Raw genomic sequence first — 23,674 nt, 5'->3', positions numbered from 1 at the left:
GGCGGCGACATCGCGAGGAGGAATCACGAAGTGGCGATCGAGGCGGAGGGACTCCGCAAACGGTACGGGGACACCGAGGTGCTCAAGGGGGTGGATCTCAGCGTGCCCGAGGGCACGGTGCTCGGCGTCCTCGGCCCCAACGGAGCGGGGAAGACGACGACGGTGCGGATCCTGGCCACCCTGCTGCCGCCGGACGACGGCCGCGCCACGGTGGCCGGTCACGACGTCGTCGAGCAGCCCATGGAGGTGCGCAGGCGGATCGGGCTGGCCGGCCAGTACGCGGCGGTCGACGAGCGACTGACCGGCAGGGAGAACCTCACCCTGATCGGGCGGCTCTACCGGCTGGGGCGGGCCGGCGCCCGGAAGCGCGCCGGCGAGCTGCTGGAGCGGTTCGAGCTGACCCACGCCGCCGACCGGGAGACCAAGACCTACTCCGGCGGCATGCGCCGCCGGCTCGACCTGGCCGCCAGCCTGCTCGCCGAACCGGCCGTGCTCTTCCTCGACGAGCCCACCACGGGCCTCGACCTGACCAGCCGGATGACGCTCTGGAGCATGGTCCGCGAACAGGTCGACGCGGGCGTCACCGTCCTGCTCACCACCCAGTACCTGGAAGAGGCCGACCACCTGGCCGACCGTATCGCGGTCATCGACAAGGGGCAGGTCATCGCGGACGGCACCCCCGACGAACTCAAACGCAAGGTCGGCGGTGAACGACTGGAGGTCTCCCTGGCCGACGCCTCCGGCGCGGCCGAGGCGCTGCGCATGCTGGAGCGCGTGTCGGTGGGCCCCGCGGTCACCGCGGACGACGGGCGCACCCTGACGGTGCCGGTGGCGTCGGGCATCGGCGCGATCGCCGAGGCCGCCGCGGTCCTGCGGGACCGGGGCGTGGAGGTCACGGACTTCGCGATGCGCCGGCCGTCCCTGGACGACGTCTTCCTCTCGCTCACCGGTCAGGCCGACGGTGCCGAGACCATCGAGAAGCAGGAGGTGACAGCCTGATGGGCGAGCTGGTCGACGATGTGATGGCACTGACGGGCCGGCACATGCGGCACATCCTCAGGGTCCCGGAGAAGCTGATCGGGGTGACGATCGCGCCGGTCGTCATGGTGCTGATCTTCGGCTACCTCTTCGGCAGCGCCATGACCGTGCCCGGCAACGGCAACTACCGCGAGTACATCATGGCGGGCATCTTCACGATGGTGATGTTCTCCGCCATAGGCACCAGCGCCGCCGGTGTGGCCGACGACCTCAAGAACGGCCTGGTCGACCGCTTCCGGTCGCTGCCGATGTCCCGGTACGCCGTGCTGCTGGGCCGCACGGTCTCGGACCTGGCCATGACCGCGCTCAGCTGTGTGGTGATGGCCGCCGTCGGTCTGCTCATCGGATGGCGCGCACACCACGGGCTGCTCAAGACCCTCGCCGGCTTCGGTCTGCTGCTGCTGCTCGGATTCACGATGTGCTGGCTCGGCGCGCTGATCGGGCTCGTCGTGCGCAGCCCGGAGGCGGTGAACACCATCGCGTCGCTCATGACGATGCCCTTCGCGTTCCTGTCCAACTCCTTCGTGCCCCTGGACGGGCTGCCGCGCTGGATGCAGATCATGGCCGAGTGGAACCCGATCAGTGCCGTGGTCAGCGGCTGCCGGGAACTGTGGGGCAACCCCTCCACCACGGTCAGCGACGCGCTGCCCGCCCAGCACCCCGTCCTCACAGCACTGCTGACCTGCGGAGTCCTGCTCGCCGTCGTGGCCCCGCTGTCCTCCCGCGCGTACAACAGGGCCGCCGCACACTGACCGGAGGAGACAGCGCGGTGATGAAGGTGGCCCAGTTCCTCCTCGCCCTGCTGGTGATGACCGCCTTCATCACGGCGTTCGTGATCAGCGCCCGACGACTGCTCGGGCTGCGGATCGGTACCGTCCGCTCACTGCTGGCGGGGCTGGTGAGCTTCGCCGGCCTCGCCGTGTTCAGCCTCCTGATGCAGCGGCCCGAGCAGCACGGCGTGCTCACCGGCGTGCAGTTCGGCTCCACGCTGGCGGTCACCACGGCGTTCCTCGCGGTGCTCGAGGTGGTGGTGCCGAGCGGCACGGTGGGATGGCCGGCCGACTGGGTGCGGGCGGTGCGTTCACGGATCGCCCGCACCCGCAGGTACTCCCAGATCGTGTCCATCGTGATGCGGCACGGGCTGCGCCCCTACCTCACCGGCGCGCCGCGCCGCGGAGCGAAGACGGAGGCCGGGGCTGCGCTGGCCCGCCCGCTGCGCCTGGCACTGGAGCAGGGCGGAGCGACGTTCGTCAAGCTCGGTCAGGTGCTCGCCACCCGCCAGGATCTGCTGCCGCCCGAGTTCGTCCGCGAGCTGAGCCGCCTGCACCACCAGGTGCCACCCGAACCGTGGTCCCTGGTCGGCGAGTCACTGGCGGTGGAACTGGGCGCCCCCGTACAGCAGGCGTTCGCCCTGTTCGACCCGGTGCCCGTCGCGGCCGCGTCCATCGCGCAGGTGTACACGGCGCGCACGCACTCCGGGGAGGACGTGGTGGTGAAGGTCCGCAGGCCCGGTGTCGCCGGTGTGGTCCGGCGGGACCTGGAGATCATCCACAGTCTGGCCAGGGCGCTGGAGCGACGTACCCGCTGGGCTCGCGCCCTGGGGGCCCGGGAGCTCGCCGAGGGATTCGCGCAGTCGGTGCGCGAGGAACTCGACTTCCGGATCGAGGCGGCCAACCTGGCCGCCACCGTGGCCGCCCGGGCCGGACGCGGCCGGCCCGCCGCCGTCCGGATACCGGCCGTCTACGCGGAGCTGTCCGGCGAGCGGGTGCTGGTGCTCGAGCGACTGCCGGGCAAACCGGTCAGCACCGCGCCGCAACTGCACCGGCTGCCCCACGAGGAGCGGTTGCGGCTGGCCCGCGACCTGCTGACCGAGATGTTCGAGCAGGTGATGATCGACGGGCTGTTCCACGCCGACCCGCATCCCGGCAACGTCCTGCTGCTCGACGACGGCGAGATGGGGCTCGTGGACTTCGGCTCCATGGGCCGCATCGACTCCATGACGCGGTCCGGGCTGCGCGCCTTCCTCCTGGCCCTGCACTCGGGGGACGCGGCGGCGCTGTGCGATGCCCTCCTCGTCATCGTGACCCGCCCCGACGAGGTGGACGAGCCCGGGCTGGAGCGAGCCCTCGGGCGCTTCCTGTCCCGGCACTTCGCCGCCGGTGGCACGCCCAACGTCGAGGTCTTCGGCGACCTGTTCCGCCTGGTCTCCCGATACGGTCTCGCGGTGCCGGCCGAGGTCGCCGCGGTCTTCCGGGCCCTGGGCACGCTGGAGGGCACGCTGATGACCGTCGTACCCGGCTTCTCACTGGTGGACGAGGCCAGGCGCCTGGTCGACGTCCGGCTCGGCAGGGCCGGGATGGCGTCGGCCGTCTCCGACGGCGCGCCCCCGGTCAGCATGGCCGAACTGGCCTCGGTGTGGGAGATGGTCCGCCGGATGCCGCGCCGCCTGGAGCGCGTCACGAGCGCCCTCGAGCAGGGCCGGCTGGGCGTCGGGGTCAGGCTCTTCGCCGACGCCCGCGACCGGCGCTACATCAGGTCCCTGGTGCACGAGGTGCTGCTCACCTTCATCGCGGCGACCTGCGGTGTGATGTCCGTCGTCCTGCTCAGCATCCGCGGCGGCCCACTCGTCGTGCCCGGCATCCCGTTCTTCCAGCTGCTCGGTTACCACCTGCTGGTGGTGGCCGGGGTGCTCGGACTGCGCCTGCTCTTCCTCATCTCCCGCGGGAACTCCGACTAGGGGCCGCCCGGCGGACCACGCCCCGGTCGCGGGCCTGCCGCCGGTGCAGCAGCGCCGCACGTCCGTACAGCAGGCCACCCAGGACGAAGTAGGCGTCGATGCAGCTGCCCGACACCTTGGTGGTCAGCGAGGGATGCGCGTCCCCGGTGATCTGCTGGTACGTCAGGCCCGTCAGTCCCCGGTCCGCCCAGCCCGTCTCACGCAGCGCCGTGTCGAGCAGTCCCGCGCCTCCCCGCACCACGAGCAGCGCCGCACCGATCCACAGACAGCAGGCGGTGATCCAGCGCGGAATGCGGCGCCCCAGGGGACGTGTCAGAGCCAGCGGAAGAACAATTCCGACAACGAACATCGAGGTTATCGCGAAAGACCAGACGTAATCCTCCGTGGTTCTCGTTTCCGGGATCATGTCCGGGTCGTCGCCGAGACCGAATCTCCCTCCCGCGAACCAGTAGAGATGAAAAGCCGTGAAAACGATGGCCCATGAGAAAGCGGCGAGGGCGACCCGCCGGAACTGACTTCCGGGCCCGCTTGTCCGGGCGTCCGCCCGGACGGCCCGGCGCTTCGGTGTGCTCTCCATGAGGATATTTTTCTCCGCGTGTGGATCGCCCGCGTCAGGCCCTGGGACGATCCTCGGGTCCGTCCGCCGGCTGAGACGGTCCGGTCTGCCGGCGCGCCAGCAGGGACTCCACCGCGTCGGCCGCCGCGCGCGCCCCGCCCGCACGGCGCACGTCCTCGCGCAGCGCCTCGAGACGCCGTCCGACCTCCGGGTCCCCCCGTACCCCGTCCACCGCTTCGCGGATCTCCTGGCCGGTGACCCCCTCGAAGGGCACGCTGGTCCCGATGCCGAGCCGCTCGATCACCCGGGCGTTCTCCGTCTGGTCGAAACCCATCGGTACGGCGACCATCGGGATGGTGTGCTGGATCGCCTCCATCACCGAGCCCATGCCGGCGTGTGTGACGAAGGCGTCGGCGTGCTCAAGGATCTGCAACTGTGGTGCCTGGGGCAGAAGTTCGATGTTCGCGGGCGGTTCGCCGAACAGTTCCGGGTCGAGTTGCGCGCCGATGGACATCACCACGTGCCACGGCGAGTCGGCGAACGCCTCCAGGCACTCGAAGTAGATCTGCTGCACCTGCGGCACCTCAGGTGCGATGGTGCCGAAGGCGACCAGCAGCACGGGCCGCCCGCCGGCCGGCGGGACCCAGGACTCCTGGTGGTCCTGCTCGCGCACGACCGGACCGACGAACGTGTGATCGGCGCCCAGCTCGGCGGCGTCGGCCTGGAACTGGCGCGGAATGGTGACGACGCAGTGGTCGGTGATCCCGACGTACAGGAAGTCGTCGACCGACATCCCGATCCCGGCGTCGTCGAGCCACCGGCGGAACCTGCGCCGGTACGCCAGCCACTTCTCGTCCTCGGCCACCGAGGCGTAGAAGGGGGCGAGGTCCTCCTCCCAGGTCCTGCTCGACACACGGGTCGGGGACAGCCGGACGGCGGGCACCCCCCACTCGTGCGCCAGGACCTGGGCGGAGAGCGCGGCGTAGTCGTACAGGACCACGTCCGGCCTGTCGTCCGCGAAGGCCTTGCGCTGCTGGGGGAGGACGGCGATCGCCTCCTCCAGGAAGAGCGACGACATGGCGGTGACGTCGTGCAGGGGGAAGCGCTCGCCGCGGTCCGCGCGGGGGAAGGTGGTCTCGTAGACCACGGGACGCGCGCCGGTCGCGCGGACCTGCGGGGCGTGCTGCTCGTCGATGGAGAAACTGACCCGGTGACCTCGCCTGACGAGTTCGGCGGCGAACGCCAGATTCGGGTTCAGGTGCCCGTCGGCCGGAATGTTGAAGAAGGCGATGTGCGCGGCGCGCGGGTTCATTCCCTGTACTTCTCCCGGTGGTTTCGGCTGGGTGCTCACGGGTGCCTCCACATTCGCAGTGCAATTTGGCCCAAGTGGCCGGTTCAGGTCAAATCCCGGGTCGACCCTAACCATTCCCGGAGGGCCGGGCGAGAGGCGAGTCAGCTTGCTGTCAGAACTGTGTCAGCTCTTGCGGCGCACCAGCGGCCACATCACATTCTCTGTAGAAAACAGTCCGCCTCCCCGAATGGGACGGCGGCCTTGGGAGGGGGACTTGATCCGATGATTTCTCAGAGCAAGACCGGTGGCGCGGCAGCCGGGGCGGAGCCACCCGGCGCCTCGCATGCGCGGGAGCTGGCCGTGGTGGTCCTCGCCGCCGGCCGTGGGGAGAGGATCGGGGGCGGCGTCCAGAAGGTCCTGCGCGAGATGGGCGGGCGAGCCCTGCTGGGGCACGTGCTGGACGCGGTCGTGGAGCTGCGTCCGCAGCGCACGGTGGTCGTCACCGGCCGGTACCGCGAGCAGGTGAGCGCCTACCTGGCCGAGGAGTTCGGCGACCGTGCCACCGGGTGGCTGACGCCGGTGCAGGAACAGCAGCGCGGCTACGGCCATGCCCTGCTCGTGGGCCTGGACGCGCTCAAGGACTTCACCGGCACCGTCGTGGCCACCATCGGCGACGCGCCGCTGCTCACGGCGCCCACGCTCCGCCGGCTCGTCGCCGACCACGAGAAGTCGGGCAACGCCATGACCCTGCTGTCCGGCCGGCTGCGGGACACGTCCGGGTACAGCCTGGTCCTGCGCTCGGAGGTCGGCGAGTTCGCGTCCCTGCTCGCGCCCGACCGCGGTCACCGTCTGGAGGACGACGACAGGACCCGGGAGGTCGGGGCGGGGGTGTACGCCTTCGACGCGGAGATCCTGCGGGACGCCTTCCAGTACCTGCTGGACAGCGGCAGCACCGCGGGCGAGTACCTGGCGACGGTCGTCGACTGGCTGACGGAGCACGACCACCGCATCGGCATCACCGTCGCCGAGGACCCCCAGGACATCCTCGGCGTCAACGACCAGCGCCAGCTCTCGATCGCCCGGAGGGCGATGAGGGACCGGATCAACGCCTGGTGGATGGCCGCCGGCGTGGACATCGTCGACCCGGACAGCACCTGGATCGACGTGCAGGTCACGCTGGAGCGTGACGTGGTCATCGAGGCCAACACCCGCCTGCACGGCCGGACCACGGTGCGCGAGGGGGCGACGGTGGGGCCCGACACCGAGCTCCGGGACTGCGCCGTGCAGGCCCGGGCCAGGGTGTTCCGCTCCAGCGCGGTCGGCACCACGATCGGGGAGGGCACCACGGTGGGCCCTCACACGTCGCTGGAGAGCACCACCGTCGGCGCCGGGTGCCTGGTGTCGTGCTCCGTGGTGCGCGAGGCCGAACTGGCCGACCACGTCGAGGTCGGCCCCTTCGCCTCGGTGCGGCCGGACACGCGCCTGGCGGACCGGTCCAGGATCGGTACGTTCGTGGAGATCAAGAACTCGACTCTCGGCGTCGGCGCCAAGGTGCCCCACCTGTCCTACGTCGGGGACGCGGACATCGGCGACGGCAGCAACATCGGAGGGCTGTCCGGGTTCGCCAACTACGACGGCCGCAAGAAGAACCGGAGCGTGGTGGGCCGCAACGTCCGCATCGGAGGCCAGAACGGCCTGATCGCGCCCGTGACGGTCGGTGACGGCGCCTACTCCGGAGCCCGCGCGCTCATCTCCAAGGACGTCCCGCCCGGTGCCCTGGTGATCTCCGAGGGCTCCATCAAACAGCGGAACATTCCCGGATGGGTCCAGCACAACCGCCCGGGGTCGGCCTCCGCCATCGCGGCCGCCCTCGCACAGGGCGAGATCACCGACGCGGCGGACGGCGGCGAGGCGGCGGCGCGGGTCGCACCGGACACCGCCGGACACGAGGGATAGGACGAACATGGCCACGAGAGTCCTCGTCGTCTCACCGCACCTGGACGACGCCGTTCTCTCCGCGGGCGGCCGGATACACCGGCTCGCCTCGGAAGGCGCCCAGGTCACCGTTTTCACCGCGTTCGCCGGCGTCCCCACGCCGCCCTACTCCCCGATCGCCGAGTACTTCCACTACGTCTGGGGCCTGGAGACCGATCCGGTGGAGCACAGGCGGCGGGAGGACGAGGCCGCCCTCGCGCTGCTGGGCGCCGAGCCCCTGCACGGCTCCTTCCTCGACGCCGTCTACCGGCGCCGTCCCGACGGCAGCTGGCTGGTCGACATGGACCAGCCCGCGGTCCAGGGCAACGACGTGCCCGAACCCGCCCTCGGCCCGGAGCTCGAGACCGCCGTGGCCTCGCTGCTCGACACGCTCCGTCCCGACCTGGTCCTCACGTGCGCCGCGGTGGGCAACCACCTCGACCACCGCCGGGCACGCGACGCGGTGGTGACCGCCGCCTGCGGGAAGGTACCGCTGCACTGCTGGGAGGACCTGCCCTACGGCATGCGGGAGCCGGAGGCGCCGGATCTGCCCGTCGGCGCCGAGTTCGGGCCGGCCGTGGCCGAAACGGCGAGCGACCGGGCCTGGGCGGCCAAGTACGCCGCCGTCGAGTGCTACCGCTCCCAGCACAGCATGCTCTGGCCCGGGGACGTCCGTGTCCCCGAACTGTTCGACGCCCACGGTGCGCTTCGTGCGCGCACCCACGCCGCCGAGGGCAGGGCCGAACTGTTCTGGCCGGTCGTGCCGGGCAGCGCCTGATCCTGCCCGGACCGGTGGCCGCCGGCCCCGCCCGCCTGGACGGGCGGGGCCGGCGGACGGGACGGGGCCCCGTGTTCCGCCACGGGGCCCCGTCCGCCATAAGCCCGCCGCCTACTCAGACGCGCACGGGCTCGGACGTGGGATCGGGGTCCCCGTCCGTGTCCGCCACCCGCAGGGAGTCCTTCCCGCCGGTGTTGCGGCTCGGCCACCAGGCGCGGGCACCCAGCAGGGTGGTCACCGTGGGCACCAGCAGCAGCGCCATGACGAAGGCGGTCAGCAGGATGCCGAACGCCACGGCGAAACCCATCTGCTGCAGCATCGAGTTGTCGGCCAGCATCAGCACGCCGAAGGTGCCGGCGAGGATCACGGCCGCGGCGCTGATCGTCGGCGCGGACTGGGTCACGGCGAGCCGCGTGGCCTCGGCCGGGGTCCGTCCCTTGCGCATCTCCTCGCGCAGCCGCGCCACGAGGAGGATGTTGTAGTCGGTGCCGATCGCCACCACGAACAGGTAGACGATGATCGGCAGCATGAACAGCAGCCCGCTCGCGTCCTGCAGCTTCTGGAAGAGCAGGACGGTGGAGCCGAGCGTCGCGCCGAAGCCCAGGCTGACCGCGACGATCAGGTACAGCGGCGCCACGACACCGCGCAGCATCAGCCCCAGGATGAGCGCGATGGCTATGCCCGCCGCGGGGAAGACCACCTTGTAGTCCTGGTTGACCGCGTTCTTGATGTCGGCGAACACCGCCGTCGTACCGCCGAGCACCGCCTCGGTGCCCTTCGGCGCCTTCGCGTGCACGGTGTCGCGCAGCGTGCCGGAGACCAGGTCGATGGCCTCGCTGGACGCGGGCCGGTAGGACAGCACCACGTCGTACCTGGCCACGTCCTTGGCCGGGTTCAGCACCGGCTCGGAAACCTCGTCGACGCCCTTCACCGCGGTGATGTCCTTGCGGAAGGCCGTCAGCGCGGACGCATCCAGCCGGCCTCCGTTCCCGGACTTGACGTACACCAGGCTGGGGTCGGACTCGCCGGCGGCGAACGCCTTCTCCAGGTCGTTCATGGCCTGGACGGACTCCAGGTTCTTCGGCAGCGAGCTGCCGGCGTCGTACTCCGCCCGGAAGCCCAGGGAGCACAGGGCGAGGACGACCAGAGCCGCGCCCGAGACCGTCGCCACCAGCGCGGGACGCCGTGAGGTGACCGCGCCGATCCGGTGGCCCAGCCGGTTGCGCGGAGTGCGCTGCCACGCCTTGGACGGCCAGAACGCCTTGGTGCCCAGCAGGGAGAAGGCGGCGGGCACCAGGGTGAGCGCGGCGGCCAGCGCCAGCCCGACGGAGATGGCGAGGGAGGGGCCGAGGGCGCGCATGCTGCTCATGGTCGACAGCATGAGGGCGAGGAACGCCACGATGACCGCTCCGGCCGCGGAGGCGATGGTCTCACCGACCCGCGAGACGCCGGAGGCCAGAGCCTCCTTGGGGGCCTGGCCGGAGCGCAGGTGCTCCCGGTAGCGGAAGAGCAGGAAGAGGATGTAGTCGGTACCGACACCGAACAGCACCACGATGAGGATCGCGCCGTTGTCGCTGTCGGCCTTCAGGTCGAACAGGCTGCTCGCCGTGGAGATCAGACCCTGGGCCATCATGAAGACCAGGAAGATCAGCACCACGGGCAGGAACGCGATCAGCGGGCTGCGGAAGATCACACCGAGCAGGACCACGATCAGCAGCAGGGTCGCCATCATGATCATGGCGTCCGTGTCACCGGTGGCCTCGTTGGCGTCCAGGGTCTGGGCCGCCGTGCCGGTGACGCCCAGCTTCAGGTCCGTGCCCTTCAGCAGGTGCCCGGCGTCCTCGCGCAGCTTCTTCACCGAGTCGAGGACGGGATCGGCGCCCAGGTCCTTCTCGGTCGAATAGGCGTTCGCGAGCGCCACTTTGCCGTTCTTCGAGACGGCTTCGGGCGACCCGGTGACGCTCTTGAAGGTGTCGTAGTGCTTGCCGTCCAGGGTCTTGGTCACCCGGGACACGGCGTCCTTGTCGGCCCCCGTCAGCGGCCCGCCGTCCGACCGCTGGAAGACGAGGATCGCCGCCGCGCTCTCCTGCTGCGGGAACGACTTCTCCTGGATCCGGCCGGCCCGCACCGACTCGTAGTGGGAGGGCAGGAAGTCCTCCTGGTCCCGACTGGTGCCCATCGAGGGTGCCAGGGCGATCAGGGCGATCGCCGCGACGACCCAGGACACGAGGACCAGCACTGGGCGGTTCACGGAGAACCGTCCTATGCGTCCGAACATTACGCTCCTTCGGTACGGTGATGACAGCACGCCTGTTGGGCCGCGGGGCACTCCTCCCGTGACGCGGCGAGGTCCACCGTTCCGGTGATCCGCCTCGGTGGCCGTGCCCCGGCGAAGGCAGGGAAGCAGCCTGCTGTGCTGTGGCGAGACGTTCGCCGATTCTCCGGTACGACGCGTTCCGCGGGCCGTTTCCTGGCAGGTTCCTGACGACGATTGCGCGAGTGAACCGGCCGGGCCGGTGGGCTTCCGCTTCGGGTGTCCACTAGTGGCCGCCGGCCGAACGCGGCCCGCGTGCCGGCCTGTTCCGCGGGCCGTTCGGGGGGTATGCCTCACGCCACGCGGAACCACCGCACGCCGCTTGTCACTTCACGGCCCACGTGCCGGCGCGCGCCTGTCTACGATCGAGCGAAGTGTGATCTCGGACAGAGGAGCGAACACCCATGACGGACGAGCGAGTTGTCATCGTGACCGGCGCCGGATCGGGCATCGGTGAGGCCACGGCCCGGTTATTGCGCGAGCAGGGGCACCACGTGATCGCCTCGGGGCGGCGGGCCGCACCGCTGCGGCGGCTCGAGGAGGAGACCGGCGTACTGGCGCACCCCTCCGACGCGAGCGACCCCGTCGCCGTCGGCGGTCTCGTCCGCGCGGCCCTCGACGCCCACGGGCGCCTGGACGGGCTGGTGCTCAACGCGGGCATCGGACGCGGCGGAACGGCCGGGGACCTGGTGCCGGAGGAATGGGACGCGGTGATGCGCACCAACGTCACCGGCCCGATGCTGCTCCTGCGGGCGGCCGTCCCGCACCTGGTCGAGACGCGTGGGGCCGTGGTCGCCGTCGCGTCGGTCTCCGCGCTGCGCAACGGTGCGCGCAACGCCCCCTACGCCGCGTCCAAGGCCGCCCTGCTGCAGCTGTGCCGTTCCGTCGCCGTCGACTTCGGGCGTCAGGGGGTGCGGGCCAACGTCGTGTGTCCCAGCTGGATCAGGACCGAGATGGCCGACCGGCGCATGGCGCGTTTCGCCGAGGAGGCGGATCTCGGGGACGGCGGCGTGGAGTCCGCCTACCAGGAGGCGACCAGGCTCCTGCCCATGGGCCGGCCGGGCGAGCCGCGCGAGGTCGCCGAGGCGATCGGCTGGCTGCTCTCGCCGGCGGCGTCCTTCGTCAGCGGGGCGGTGCTCCCGGTGGACGGCGGGGCGACGGCCCTGGACCCCGGCACCGTCGCCTTCGACCACCGCGTCGTACCGCGCGGGGGCACCGGGCTCTGACGGCCTCCACAGCGACTCCGACGAGGTCACCGCACCCCGGGGGGGGACGCCCGAGCAATACTTGCCGTTTGACAACTATGGTCGTGAGGCAACAAAGTAGCGTAGTCCTGCTGCACGGGGAAGGATCCGCAATGTTCCGGTGGGCGGCCATCGCTCCGTGCGCCGGCCATCCAGGCCTCGAGGCGTCGGGGCGTGCGATGGCCCGGCCCCGTGCTCAGGCCGTCCGGCCCCCGGTGTGCGGTGCCTGGTCGTGTATCCGCGACGTCGCCGCGTCGCAGAACGCCTGCAGCACGTCCAAGAGCGCGGTCCGCTTGGCCGCGGGCATCAGCTCCAGCACCGCCTGCAGCTCGTGCTCGCGGCGTGCCCGCAGGTCGTCGAGGAAGGCGCGGCCGCGGTGGCTGAGGTGCAGCCGCACCTCGCGCCGGTCGGCGGGGCTGACCGTGCGCTCGACGAACCCGGCGGCCACCAGCCGGTCGCAGAGCCTGCTGGTGGACGGGGGTGTGGAGGCGAGCGAGTCGGCGAGGGTGCGCAGATTGATGCCGTCCTGGTGCTCCAGCATGAACAGGACGCGCATCTGGGACGGGGACGCCGGCGCGGTCGAGGCCCGGCCCCACAGGACTTCCAGCAGCTCCACGGCCGTCAAGGTCACGCGTGCGACCTCGGCGGGCTCGGGGCGGGGGCGGAAGACAGTCACCGTCACACTCTCGCAGGCACTGGGACGTTCGCCAGCGTACTAGGTGCCGGGAGCGGTAAGAGATGGTTCGGGGGTCCGCGCAGCTCGGCACGGGTGGCCGCGCCGCCCGAGCGAGGTCATTCCGTCGTCGAAGGAATGGTGTATCCACCGCAGTGAACAGATTTGTGACCGCTGAGCGTGCGCTGCGCACGGCGGCCCCGCACGAACTGCTCGACGCCGTGCGCCGTGTGCTCGTCGGGGAGTACGGTGCGCGGTCCGTCGAGTTGTTCATGGCCGACTACGGCCTCACCGTGCTGCAGCCGATGGCGCCGTCCCGGACGGCGGAGGTCCTCCCGGTGCACAACAGCCCCGCCGGCCGCGCCTTCGGCGCCCAGGAGCCCTTCGTCGAGGACGTCGACGGCGGTGCCGTGCGCGTACACCTGCCGGTCACGGTGCGCGGGGACCGGCTGGGCGTGCTGTCGGTCACCCTGCCGGACGCAGACGGCGTGCGCGACCTTCTCGGCGAGCTCGCGGACATCGCCGAGGTGCTCGGGCACGAGGTGGTCGTGGCCGAGCGCGACACGGACGTGTACCTCCAGGCGAGGCGCAAGGACCGGCTGACCCTGGCCGCCGAGATGCAGTGGCAGCTCCTGCCCGGACGCTCCTGCTCCCGGCCCGAGTACGAACTCGGCGCACAGCTGGAACCCGCGTACGCGATCCACGGCGACAACTTCGACTGGTCCGCCACGGCGGACCACCTCACGCTCTACGTCACCAACGGCATGGGGGAGGGCATAGAGGCCTCCCTCCTGACGAACCTCGCCATCAACGCGCTGCGCAACGCCCGGCGGGCCGGCATCGCCATCGACGACCAGGCGGCCCTGGCCGACCAGGCGGTGTACGCGCACTACCGGGGGCGCTGCTACCTCTCGGTGCTGATGTTCGACTTCGAACTCGCCAGCGGCCGGGCCAAGGTCGTGGACGCCGGCTCCCCGCAACTGCTGCGGCTGCGCGACGGCGTGGTCGAGCGCGTCACGTTCGAGGCGCAGCTCCCGCTGGGGATGTTCGAGGAGACCGACTACGTGGCGCAGGAGTTCCGGGTCGAGCCCGGCGACCGGCTCGTCTTCGTCAGCGACGGGGTGTACGCGGTCGCCTCGCCCAGGGGGGAGGCGTACGGGGACGCCGCGCTCGCGAGGGCGATCATGTCCACGCGTCTCCTGCCCGCCGCGGAGGTGCCGCGCGCCATCCTGCGCGAGCTGACCGGCCACCGCGGTCAGTCCGTCCCGAAGGACGACGCGCTGGTCGTCTGTCTGGACTGGCACGGGCGCTGAGCCCCGTGCCCGCGGGTCCGGCGATGTGTCGATGCTGTGTCGTTCCCCCCGGGGCCGCACACGCGATGCTTGCCATGTGGCAATAATTTGCGGAGGTCGTGCCGGTCCCGGCGCGGCGGCCTGTTCCAGAGGGAGACGATGCACGTGCGGGAGCAGGTGCCGGCCGGGCCGGCGGCGCGGGAACTGGGAGCCTTCCTGGGCCGCCGTCGTGAGCAGATAGCCCAGCGCTGGGCGGACGCCCCCCTCTTCCGGACGGGCCGTGGTGGACGCCCTGTCCGAGGTGGCGGCGAGCGGCCGGCTGGAGGACGTCGCGGCCCCCGGGTTCGACCCGGTGCGCGAGCAGCTGGGACGCATGGCGGCGTCTCGTGGCCGCCGTGGACTCAGCCCGGCCCGGATCGCGGGCGAGGCCGCCGCCCTGCGGGCGGCGGCCGCCGAGGTGCTGGGCGTCGAGGACCAGGGCTCGACCGGCCGCGAGGCGCAGGCGGTCCTGCTCGCCCTGACCGTCCTGATGGGGACGCTGCGCGTGGTGATCATGGAGACCACGGCCGGCGCCGGCGAGGAGCTGATCGCGCGGCAGCGGCAGCAGCTCCTCGAAGTGGCCACCCCGGTGATCAGCCTGTGGGAGGGCATAGTCGCCGTGCCGCTGATCGGCACGCTGGACAGCGCCCGCAGCCAGGTGGTCATGGAGGCGCTGCTCCATGCCATCGTCGAGCGGCGGGCCCGCTACGCGATCCTCGACATCACCGGGGTGCCCACCGTCGACTCGCTCGTCGCGCAGCACCTGATGAAGACGGTGGCCGCGGCCCGCCTGATGGGCGCCGACTGCATCGTCTCCGGCATCCGCCCGGCCATCGCGCAGACGATCGTGCACCTGGGCATCGACCTCGGTTCGGTGCTCACCCGCAGCTCGCTGGCCGACGCCCTGGCCCACGCGCTCACCCGGGACGGCATCGAGGTCTCCCGCCGCGCGGCCGGCGCCGGCCCGCGATGACCCTTCCTCCCGCCGGGGAACCGGCCGCGGTCCCGGGCCTGGCCGCGGCCTCGACGGTCACCCGGCCGGCGGCCGGCCCGACGGCGCACGCCCGTGCCGGCCGGCCGGTGACCGAGTCCGCCGGCCGGCCGGGGGCGGACACCCGCGCCCCGGCGGCGACAGCGGCAGTGGCCGAGGCCACGGTCCTCCGGGCCGCCGCGGCCACCGTCCACCGGGGCGCGGCCACCGTCCTCCGGGGCGCGGCCACAGTCCACCGGGGCGCGGCCGGCGGCGCCGGCCGCGTGGACGACGGCGCCCGTGAGGCCGATCCGCCCTCCGGCCCCCAGACCGGCCGCCCGTGATCGCGCCGGACACCCGGCGCGTCACCTCGGTCGCGCAGGCCGTCCACGTCCGGATCCTCGCCGCACGCGTCACGGCCTCCCTGGGCACGCCCGCGGTCGAACGGGCCCGCTTCCTCACCGCGCTCACGGCGCGCCTGCGCGAGTGCCTGGGCGGGGGCGGCGCGGAACTCACCCTCACCGTGCGGCAGGACACGCCCGACGGCGCCGCGCTCCTGCTGATCACCGCAGAGGCCGTCCGGGCCGGGCCCGGCCGCATGCCGCCCTGGCGGCTGACGTGCCGCTGCCCCGGCCCCGCGGCCGAGGGCCCCGTCCGGCCGGCCGGCCCGGACGGCACCACCCTCGCCGAAGCGGTCCTGGCGGCGGACGAGGAGACGGCGGTGATCGTGCGCCGGCTGGACGAGGCGGAGCGACAGCTGCGCTCGCACCGCGAGGAGCTGCACCAGACCAACCAGGGCGTACTGGCCCTGCACGCCGAACTGGACGCCGCCGCCCGCACCCAGCGCGAGCTGCTCGACGCCGAACGGGCCGCACGCGGCGCGGCGGAGCGGGCACGGCGCCTGCTGACCTTCCTCGCCGACGCCAGCGCGGCCGTGACCGCGTCCCTCGACCGGGAGGACATCCTGCGATGCCTTCCCGGACTGCTCGTCCCCGAGTACGCGAGCCGGGTCGACGTGTGGCTCTTCGACGAACCGGTCGGCCCGGACGGCGCACGCCACGCCGCCGCGGTGACCGCCGCCCGACTCGACCGACCGCAGCACGCGGGACCGCACCCCGGCGCCCTCCCGGGCGTCGACGACCTCCCGCCCTCCGCGCTGTCCCCCGACCGGCCGGTGCTGTGCCTGCCCCTTACCGCGCGCCGCACCTCGGGCGTGCTCACCCTGACGGCCCCCGGCGACCGCTTCGACGAGGACACCAGCGTGATGCTGGTCGAACTGGGCCGCCGGACCGCCATCGCCCTGGACAACGCCCGCCGTTACGAGCAGCACCGGGACACCGCCGAGACCCTGCAACGCGCCCAGCTCACGGACCTGCCGCACATCGAGGGGCTCGGTCTGGCGGCCCGCTACCTCCCCGCCACCCGGGGTCTCAACATCGGCGGCGACTGGTACGACGTCGTTCCCCAGCCCGACGGCAGCGTGCTGGCCGTGATGGGCGACGTCACCGGACACGGGCTGCGCGCCGCCGTCATCATGGGCCAGCTGCGCACCGCGCTGCGGGCCTACGCGGTCGAGAACGACGGCCCCGCCCGCATCCTGACCCGCCTGCACCGCATGCTGCGCCACCAGCAGCCGAACGTGTACGCGACCGCCGTGATCGCCCGTTTCCGGCCCGGCGACCCGCACGTCGCATGGGCGGCCGCCGGACACCCGCCGGCCGTGGTCCGCACGCCCGGCGGCGGCGTGCGCCTCCTGGACGCGCGGCCCGGCGTCATGCTGGGCGTCCCCCTTCCCTTCGAGTACCGGGACCAGGTGGCCGAACTGCCGCCCGGCTCCACACTCGTCCTGTACACCGACGGCCTGGTGGAGCGGCGGGCACACGGCATCGACCCCGGTATCGAGTCCCTCGGCCGGGCCCTGGCCGCCCTCGGCGAATCCGCCCTCCAGGACCTGGACGGCTGCGCCGGGTCGCTCCTCGGACTCCTGGCGGACGACCCCGAACGCGACGACGACGTCTGTCTCCTGCTGTGCCGCACGCCCCCCGAGGGCCAGCAGGCCGCTCCACCACTCAGCGACAGGCGCCGATCGCGATAGCGTGGAGGCCACAAGGGGAGAGGATGGAGACTCCGTGAATGCCTCTGAGCCGGTTCCCTCCGCGGAGGCGCAGCTGCGCGCGGCCCCTCCGCACGCCCTGGTGGCCACCGCCGGGCGGCTGCTGGCGGAGCGGTTCGGCGCCCGTGACGTGACGCTCCTCCTCGCCGACTACGCCCTGACCGTCCTGCAGCCCGTCGCCTGCCTGCCGCACACCGCCGATCCGGTGTCCGCGCACGACAGCCCCGCCGGCACCGCCTTCACCGCCCAGAAACCTGTGGTCGAGGTCACCGCCGACCCCGCCGCTCAGCTGGTGCACCTGCCCATCACCGTCCGCGGCGACCGCCTCGGCGTGCTCTCCGTCCGCGTGCCCCCCGCCTCCGCCGACGCCGGCACGGTGCTCCGGCTCGGCGAGGTCGCGACCGCGCTGGGCCACGAGGTCGTCACGGCCGGCCGGGACACCGACCTCTACCTCCAGGCCCGGCGCACCCGGCGTCTCACGCTCGCCGCCGAGATGCAGTGGCAACTCCTCCCGGGCCGGGGGTGCGCCCGCGACGAGTACGTCATCGGCGCACACCTGGAGCCGGCCTACGCCATCGGCGGCGACAACTTCGACTGGTCCACCGGCGCCGACCACCTCACGCTCACCGTCACCGACGGCATGGGCCAGGGCATAGACGCCTCGCTGCTCACCAGCCTCGCCGTCGGCGCGCTGCGCAACGCCCGGCGCGCCGGGATCGGGCTCGCGGACCAGGCGTGCCTCGCCGACCAGGCGGTCTTCTCCCAGTACGGGGGGAAGCTCTACGCCTCCACCCTGCTGCTGCGCTTCGACCTGGCCACGGGCGCGGTGCGCGCGGTGGACGCCGGGTCCCCGCAGCTGTACCGGCAGCGCGGGCCGACGATCGAACGCATCGAGCTGGAGGCCCAGATGCCGCTCGGCATGTTCGAGGAGACGCTCTACGAGGAGCAGACCTTCCACGTCGAGGCGGGCGACCGCCTGGTCGCCATCAGCTCCGGCGTACACGGCACCCGGTCGGCGGCGACCGGACAGGCGTTCGGGGAAGGCGTCCTGCGCCAGGTCCTGAGCGCGACCCGGCAGACCTCGCCTCACGAGACGGCACGGTCGGTCGTGGCCGGCCTGATGGAACACGTCGGCGGCGAGGAGCTCCTCGCCGACGCCGCCGTGGTCTGCCTCGACTGGACGGGACGGAACGCCGCGACGGCGTGAGGGGCAGCGGCCGGGCCGCCGCCCCTCAGGGTCCGGCGACCCTAGGACTCCTCCGGTGGCTGGGAGAACGCCTCGCCCGGCACGGCGAGGACGGCTCTCATGCCACCGATCAGCGCCGACCGTTCGGCGGGTGTCAGGGCCGCCAGGACTCCGGCCAGGGCCTGGGCGCGCCGGCGCGCCACATCGCCCAGGACCCGGCGCCCGTGGCCGGTGAGCCTCAGCTGCACCTCGCGGCGGCTGCGCGGCTGCACCGCACGCTCCATCAGCCCCGCCGCCTCCAGCCGGTCGCACAGCCGGCTCGCGGTGGGCAGCCCTATGTCCAGCCGTTCCGCCAGGCCCGTGAGGTTCAGGTCGGGTTGCGTCTCCAGGGCCCGCAGGGCCCGCAGCTGGTGCGGGGAGAGCCGTACGGCCGCCTTCTGAGCGGCCACGGACCACAGGTTCGCGAGACGCTCCACGGCATCGGCGATCTCCCGGGCGCCGGTGCTCGGATCGTCACCCGAACCCCGAGCGCGGTCGTCGGCGCCGCCGGGAGGAGTCACGAACACATCACTTTCAGTAAGATCCGAGTGCTGTGGGACAGGCCATGCCCCATCGCTCTACCCGGTGAGACGGGAGACAAGCAGCATTTGTGTGTCATGACCACCCGGCCGCGCCATACGGTTGCGCCGACTTCGCGTCAAAGTGTTCACGGCAACGGTCGAGGGCGGGGGAATCCGTGTCGGGATTCGGCAGGCGAAGACGTACCGACGCCCCGGACCCCGCCGCCGGCGCCGTGGCCGCCGCCGGGCCCGCGGCCGACGGCTCCTTGGCGTTCGAGCTGCCGCCGCCACACTACGAGGCTCTCGTCCGCGTGATCGAACACGCCCACGCCTGTCTCACCCTGCGCAGCGGCAGCGACGCCGGCACGATCCGCAACGCCGCCGGCGCCGAGCTGCTGCCGCTGCTGCGTCCCCGAGCGGACGCGGCTCGCGCCCGGGGGGCCGGTGGGGTGCCGGTGCTGGTGTGCGAGATCCGGCACCTGGAGGCGGCGGTCGTCAATCTGGAGTCGTACGGCGGACACGAGACGGTGCTCTGCGAGGGCTACGCCCTGCTCGAACGCTGCGTGGCTCTCCGCGATAGCGCCCACGCGGCGAGAGTCGTCGACGGAGTCCTCACCCTGGGCCGGCGCACCCCTCCGCCGGCCGGCCGCTGAACCGGCATTCCGCGAACCCCCGTCTGCTCCCCGGAGAAGCGGGCATACGGCGGTGAGCCGGGGGAGGACGGGCTCCGGCGAACGTCGCCGCCACGCCGAATCCAAAGGGGTGCCCATGTCCACAGCCGTGCCCGAGAGGCCCGCCGAGCTGCCGGGCGGAAGACGCGGCGAAGGAGCCGCCGGACCGGGCCGCCTCGCGGTGCCGCGCGGAATCGGCTGGTCCGCCAGGTGGATCGCCGCACTGACCGTCTGTCAGGCGGCCCTCATGGTGGGCATCGGACTGCTGATCACCGGCCCCGCCCGCGACCTGTGGCCGCTGACGGCCGAGGACGGGGTGAACGAGGCCTTCGAACGCATGCGCACGCACACCCTCACCGCCCTGTCCTCGGCCGCGTCCGAGGCCGGCAACACCCTGACGGTGATCGCCCTCACCGCGGTGAGCTGCCTGGGCCTGCTCCTGGCGCCCCGGCTGCCGATGTGGCGGCAGGCCGTCTTCCTCGCCCTCGCGGTGTCCCTGCAGTCGCTGGTCTTCCTGGTCATCACGGTGGCCGTCGACCGTCACCGGCCCGAGGTGCACCGTCTCGACGGCTCCCTTCCCACGTCCAGTTACACCTCCGGGCACACCGGCGCCGCCACCGCGCTCTACGGCGGCCTGGCGGTGCTGGCGCTGTCCCGGCTGCGCGGACCGTGGCGGACCGTCGTGGCCTGCCTGCTCTGCCTCCTGCCCCTCGCGGTCGGCGCCGCCCGCCTCTACCGGGGCATGCACCATCCCACCGACGTCGCGGGCGGCCTCGTCAACGGCGGGCTGTCGCTGCTGATCGTCGGGCGCGCACTGCTCACGGACGGCTTCGTCACCGCCGTCCCCGCCCGCACACCCGCGCCCCACCGGCCGCCCCGGGCCCCGGGCCGCACCGCGGTGGTCTTCAACCCCACCGTCACCGACGAGGCCGAGCGCGACGCCCTGCGCCGGGTGCTGGAACACCACGGCCACCACGCGCCGGTGTTCATCCGCACGACCGCCGACGACCCGGGGGGCGGCCAGAGCGCCGAGGCGGTCCGCGACGGCGCGGCACTCGTGGTGGTCTGCGGCGGCGACGGCACCCTCCGCGCCGCCGCCGCCGCCCTGGCGGGCAGCGACGTACCGCTCGCCCTGGTGCCCTGCGGCACCGGCAACCTGCTGGCCCGCAACCTCGGCCTGCCGCTGGCACCGGCCGACGCCCTCGACGCCGCGCTGCGCGGCACCGTCCACCGCGTCGACCTCGGCCGCGTCGAAGGCGACGGCCTGGCCCCCACCCACTTCGCCGCCATGTCCGGTGCCGGCCTCGACGCCGCGATGGTGGAGCGGGCCAACGCCAACGACAGGGCCAAGTCCGTCCTCGGCTGGCTCGCCTACGTGCTCGCCGTCCTCCGGGTGCTCCGCACCCCGCGAACGGGGGTGGACATCGCCCTCGACGGTGCTCCCGCCCTGCGCCGCACCGCCCGCATGGTGCTGGTCGGCAACATCGGGACCGTCCAGGGAGGGGTGACCCTGCTGCCCGGCGCGCGGCCCGACGACGGACGGCTGGACCTGCTGGTCCTCGACCCGCGCGGCCTCGGCGGCTGGCTGGCCGCCGTGCGCACGCTGCTGCGTCCCGGCACGCCGCCGTCCCCGCCGCCCACGGCGCCGGCGTCCCGTGAGCGGGAGGACGACGGGGCCGGCGCGCCCGTGGAGTTCTTCACCTTCCGGCAGGCGGAGTTCGCCTTCGACGCCCCGCAGCCCCGGGAACTGGACGGCGACCCGGTGGCCGTCGGCCGGCGCCTGACCGTGGAGGTCCGGCCGGGGGCCCTGAGCATGCTGCTGCCGGTCCGGGAGAAGTGAGATGGGCACCGCCACCAAGGTCCCCGAGACGCGGGACATGAGCGGCGAGGAGCTGTCCGGCGACGAGGCATGGGCGGCCCTGCGCCGCTACGGCGGGTGGCCCCTGCTGCGGGACGCCTTCGTCCGCTTCCGCTACGCCGACGGTTTCAGCCACTCCCGGGCCCTCGCCCTGCAGACGGTACTGGCCGTCATCCCCCTGGCCATCGCGTTCGTCGGCCTGTCGACCAGCCTGCACACCGAGGACGTGGGCCGGCTGGCCGAACTGACGATCCACCGGATCGCCCGGGGACCGAGCGCCGACGTCGTCGACGACGCCCTGGACCGCAGCAAGCGCACGGCCGGTGACGGCGCCGCCGTCGCCCTCTGGTTCGGCGCCGCCTTCTCCCTGGTCAACGTCACCACCGCCATGTGCCAGATCGAGCGGGGGGCCAACCGCATCTACGGCAACGAACGCGACCGCCCCTTCCACCTCAAGTACCTGCGCGGCCTGCTGATGTCCGTCAGCGCGGGCCTCCCGCTCGGCCTCGGGTTCGTCGTCATGGTGGCCGGCGACGACCTCGCCTCGGCGGCGGTCACCGTCTACCACCTCGGCAGCGGCACCCGGACGGCCTGGGACATCCTGCGCTGGCCCTTCGGGCTGCTGCTCGCGCTCATCTCCGCCAGCGCGATCTTCCGCCGCTCACCGCGCCGCGTCCAGCCCGGCTACACCTGGCTGGCCTTCGGTGCGGCCGTCTACCTGGTGCTGTGGATGACACTGACCTGGCTGCTGAGCCTCTACCTGGAGCTCAGCGGCTCGTTCGACACCGTCTACGGCCCCCTGAGCGCCTTCATGTCCCTGCTGCTGTGGGCCTACCTGACCTCCGTCGCCCTCTTCCTCGGGCTCGCCTTCGCCGCGCAGCTGGAAGCGGCGCGCGGCCGTCGACCCGGCCCGGTCCAACCCGATCCCGGAGTCTGAGATGCCCGCACGGACCGCCCTGCGACGCCTTCACGACCGCCGCCGGCAGGCCGACCGCCGGTACGGCGCCCGGCTGCTGGCCGCCGCGGCCCTCGCCGCCGTGGCCGCGGTCGCCTTCGGCCTGCTCCTGACCCTGGTCGAGGGCCAGTGGCGGCCCCTGCGGCGGCTGGACATGTCCGCCGCGCACCGCCTGCACACGTACGCCCTCGGCCACCGGGAGTGGACGGCCGTGCTGCACCTGCTGTCCGACCGGGTCTGGGACCCCGTGACGCTGCGCGCGGCCGTCGCGGTGCTGACCGTGTGGCTGCTGTACCGCCGGGCGTGGCGGCTGGCCGCCTGGGCGGCGGTGACCGCCGTGGTCTCGGGAGCCGTGGGACTGCTCGTGAAGTCCGTGGTGGAGCGGGCCAGGCCCGCCCTGCACGACCCGGTGGCGCACGCCCCCGGCTACTCCTTCCCGTCCGGCCACGCGATGACGGCGACCACGTCCTTCGCCGTCCTCATGCTGGTCCTGGCGCCCCTCGTGCCGCGAGCCTGGCGGACCGCCTGCTGGGGCGCCGCCGTGTTCTGCGTCCTCGGCGTCGGCTTCACCAGGGTCGCCCTCGGCGTGCACTGGTTCAGCGACGTCCTGGGCGGCTGGCTCCTGGGCCTGACCGTCGTCGCCCTCACCACCTGGGCCTTCGAGGCCTGGCGCACCGACGCCGGGCGGAACCGCGCGCCGGTGAGCCGCGGCCTGGAGCCCGAACTCACCGAGGCGACTCCGGAGCCCGGCCCGGGGACCCGCTGAGGATCTGTTCGAAAAAGCCGGGCATGCTCGTCACCGACCGGGGTAGACGAGCGTTCGTCGGCCGGTGGACCGACCGAGACGAAACATACCGACCGGGAGGGGCGCATCATGGTGACGACGGCCGTGCAGACTGGCGAGCGGACGGTGAGTGTGCCGGAGATCGCCGACCCGTCCCGGGTCGCGCCGAAGGACGCGCGGGAGCTGTCGCGGGTGTTCTTCGATCGGCTGGCGGTGCTGGAGGAGGGTACGCCGGAGTTCCAGTACGCGCGGAACACGCTGATCGAGATGAACATGTCGTTGGTGCGTTTCGCGGCGGGCCGGTTCCGCAGTCGGGGGCCGGAGGAGATGGAGGACATCGTCCAGGTCGGGATGATCGGTCTGATCAAGGCGATCGACCGGTTCGAGTTGTCCCGTGAGGTGGAGTTCACGTCTTTTGCGGTGCCGTACATCGTGGGGGAGATCAAGCGGTTCTTCCGTGACACGTCGTGGGCGGTGCATGTGCCGCGGCGGTTGCAGGAGGCGCGGGTGCAGCTGGCGCGGGCGAACGAGGAGCTGCGCAGCCGGCTGGGGCGGACGCCGACGACGCGGGAGCTGTCGGAGCTGATGTGTCTGCCGGAGGGTGAGGTGGTGGAGGCGCAGCTGGCCTCCAACGGCTACAA

The 23,674-nt window shown here is 72.7% G+C and carries 20 protein-coding genes and 1 pseudogene; 16 read left to right on the top strand and 5 right to left on the bottom strand.

All coding sequences use genetic code 11. The annotated features are described in order from the left end of the window. Positions 1-30: 30 nt before the first annotated feature. The 3 genes from IE177_RS33940 to IE177_RS33930 are packed head-to-tail and all read left to right on the top strand — an operon-like array spanning position 31 to position 3,775. The gene (locus IE177_RS33940) at positions 31-999 is read left to right on the top strand and encodes an ATP-binding cassette domain-containing protein (protein ID WP_190019334.1); all 969 of its coding nucleotides are present in this window, start codon (positions 31-33) and stop codon (positions 997-999) included. Next, the gene (locus IE177_RS33935) at positions 999-1,790 is read left to right on the top strand and encodes an ABC transporter permease (protein ID WP_190019333.1); all 792 of its coding nucleotides are present in this window, start codon (positions 999-1,001) and stop codon (positions 1,788-1,790) included. Before IE177_RS33940 ends, IE177_RS33935 begins: the two co-directional genes overlap by 1 nt. A gap of 20 nt (positions 1,791-1,810) precedes the next feature. Further along, positions 1,811-3,775, top strand: coding sequence for an ABC1 kinase family protein (locus IE177_RS33930; RefSeq protein ID WP_190019332.1), 1,965 nt, complete (start codon positions 1,811-1,813; stop codon positions 3,773-3,775). Here IE177_RS33930 and IE177_RS33925 read toward each other — a convergent pair. Both IE177_RS33925 and IE177_RS33920 read right to left on the bottom strand, forming a co-directional pair. Next, positions 3,750-4,352: a DUF3995 domain-containing protein gene (locus tag IE177_RS33925; protein WP_190019331.1), complete on the bottom strand. Its 603-nt coding sequence runs from the start codon at positions 4,350-4,352 to the stop codon at positions 3,750-3,752. The genes IE177_RS33930 and IE177_RS33925 overlap by 26 nt on opposite strands. A gap of 34 nt (positions 4,353-4,386) precedes the next feature. Beyond that, on the bottom strand, positions 4,387-5,682 hold the full coding sequence (locus tag IE177_RS33920; RefSeq protein ID WP_190019330.1) for a macrolide family glycosyltransferase: 1,296 nt from the start codon (positions 5,680-5,682) through the stop codon (positions 4,387-4,389). Positions 5,683-5,904: 222 nt separating this feature from the next. Between IE177_RS33920 and IE177_RS33915 the strand changes: the two genes are divergently transcribed. Further along, complete coding sequence (locus tag IE177_RS33915; protein ID WP_190019329.1) at positions 5,905-7,578, top strand: NTP transferase domain-containing protein; 1,674 nt, start codon at positions 5,905-5,907, stop codon at positions 7,576-7,578. A 7-nt stretch (positions 7,579-7,585) separates the two neighbouring features. Further along, on the top strand, positions 7,586-8,374 hold the full coding sequence (locus IE177_RS33910; protein ID WP_190019328.1) for a PIG-L deacetylase family protein: 789 nt from the start codon (positions 7,586-7,588) through the stop codon (positions 8,372-8,374). A gap of 115 nt (positions 8,375-8,489) precedes the next feature. Here the strand turns inward: IE177_RS33910 and IE177_RS33905 are convergent, their stop codons facing one another. Beyond that, positions 8,490-10,625 (bottom strand): MMPL family transporter, encoded by a 2,136-nt coding sequence (locus IE177_RS33905; RefSeq protein ID WP_229816393.1) that lies wholly within the window; start codon positions 10,623-10,625, stop codon positions 8,490-8,492. 467 nt (positions 10,626-11,092) lie between these two features. On the opposite strand from IE177_RS33905, the gene IE177_RS33900 reads away from it, so the two are divergent. After that, a complete protein-coding gene (locus IE177_RS33900; protein ID WP_190019326.1) occupies positions 11,093-11,914 on the top strand; it encodes an SDR family NAD(P)-dependent oxidoreductase in 822 nt (273 codons plus the stop codon). 214 nt (positions 11,915-12,128) lie between these two features. Here the strand turns inward: IE177_RS33900 and IE177_RS33895 are convergent, their stop codons facing one another. Beyond that, positions 12,129-12,614 carry a MarR family winged helix-turn-helix transcriptional regulator gene (locus IE177_RS33895; protein ID WP_229816392.1) on the bottom strand — a complete coding sequence of 162 codons (486 nt, stop codon included), beginning with the start codon at positions 12,612-12,614 and terminating at the stop codon, positions 12,129-12,131. A gap of 158 nt (positions 12,615-12,772) precedes the next feature. Here IE177_RS33895 and IE177_RS33890 point away from each other — a divergent pair, with 158 nt between their 5' ends. The 5 genes and pseudogenes from IE177_RS33890 (at position 12,773) to IE177_RS33870 (ending at position 18,226) form a co-directional block, all read left to right on the top strand. After that, positions 12,773-13,918, top strand: a complete 1,146-nt coding sequence (locus tag IE177_RS33890) for a PP2C family protein-serine/threonine phosphatase (protein ID WP_229816391.1) — start codon at positions 12,773-12,775, stop codon at positions 13,916-13,918. A gap of 138 nt (positions 13,919-14,056) precedes the next feature. Then, positions 14,057-14,909, top strand: a pseudogene (locus IE177_RS33885) (STAS domain-containing protein). Next, positions 14,906-15,250: a hypothetical protein gene (locus tag IE177_RS33880; protein ID WP_190019324.1), complete on the top strand. Its 345-nt coding sequence runs from the start codon at positions 14,906-14,908 to the stop codon at positions 15,248-15,250. The pseudogene IE177_RS33885 and the gene IE177_RS33880 overlap by 4 nt, the downstream one beginning before the upstream one ends. Then, positions 15,247-17,001 (top strand): PP2C family protein-serine/threonine phosphatase, encoded by a 1,755-nt coding sequence (locus IE177_RS33875; protein WP_190019323.1) that lies wholly within the window; start codon positions 15,247-15,249, stop codon positions 16,999-17,001. Before IE177_RS33880 ends, IE177_RS33875 begins: the two co-directional genes overlap by 4 nt. Before the next feature lie 34 nt (positions 17,002-17,035). Beyond that, positions 17,036-18,226 carry a PP2C family protein-serine/threonine phosphatase gene (locus IE177_RS33870; protein WP_190019322.1) on the top strand — a complete coding sequence of 397 codons (1,191 nt, stop codon included), beginning with the start codon at positions 17,036-17,038 and terminating at the stop codon, positions 18,224-18,226. A 41-nt stretch (positions 18,227-18,267) separates the two neighbouring features. On the opposite strand, the gene IE177_RS33865 is transcribed toward IE177_RS33870, so the two are convergent. Next, a complete protein-coding gene (locus tag IE177_RS33865) occupies positions 18,268-18,765 on the bottom strand; it encodes a MarR family winged helix-turn-helix transcriptional regulator (RefSeq protein ID WP_190019321.1) in 498 nt (165 codons plus the stop codon). A gap of 176 nt (positions 18,766-18,941) precedes the next feature. Here IE177_RS33865 and IE177_RS33860 point away from each other — a divergent pair, with 176 nt between their 5' ends. The 5 genes from IE177_RS33860 to IE177_RS33840 form a co-directional block, all read left to right on the top strand. Then, positions 18,942-19,418: a hypothetical protein gene (locus IE177_RS33860; RefSeq protein ID WP_229816390.1), complete on the top strand. Its 477-nt coding sequence runs from the start codon at positions 18,942-18,944 to the stop codon at positions 19,416-19,418. 115 nt (positions 19,419-19,533) lie between these two features. Further along, the gene (locus tag IE177_RS33855; RefSeq protein WP_190019320.1) at positions 19,534-21,276 is read left to right on the top strand and encodes a bifunctional phosphatase PAP2/diacylglycerol kinase family protein; all 1,743 of its coding nucleotides are present in this window, start codon (positions 19,534-19,536) and stop codon (positions 21,274-21,276) included. 1 nt (position 21,277) lies between these two features. Then, positions 21,278-22,231: a YihY/virulence factor BrkB family protein gene (locus IE177_RS33850; RefSeq protein WP_190019319.1), complete on the top strand. Its 954-nt coding sequence runs from the start codon at positions 21,278-21,280 to the stop codon at positions 22,229-22,231. A gap of 1 nt (position 22,232) precedes the next feature. Further along, positions 22,233-23,015, top strand: a complete 783-nt coding sequence (locus IE177_RS33845; RefSeq protein WP_190019318.1) for a phosphatase PAP2 family protein — start codon at positions 22,233-22,235, stop codon at positions 23,013-23,015. A gap of 105 nt (positions 23,016-23,120) precedes the next feature. Further along, on the top strand, positions 23,121-23,674 hold a 554-nt coding region (locus tag IE177_RS33840; RefSeq protein WP_373305228.1), incomplete at its 3' end, for a sigma-70 family RNA polymerase sigma factor.

The sequence above is a fragment of the Streptomyces lucensis JCM 4490 genome (genome assembly GCF_014650035.1).
GTDB classification, from domain to species: domain Bacteria; phylum Actinomycetota; class Actinomycetes; order Streptomycetales; family Streptomycetaceae; genus Streptomyces; species Streptomyces lucensis.
Note: the sequence above shows the minus strand (reverse complement) of the source record. Positions and strands in the feature narration are given on the sequence as shown.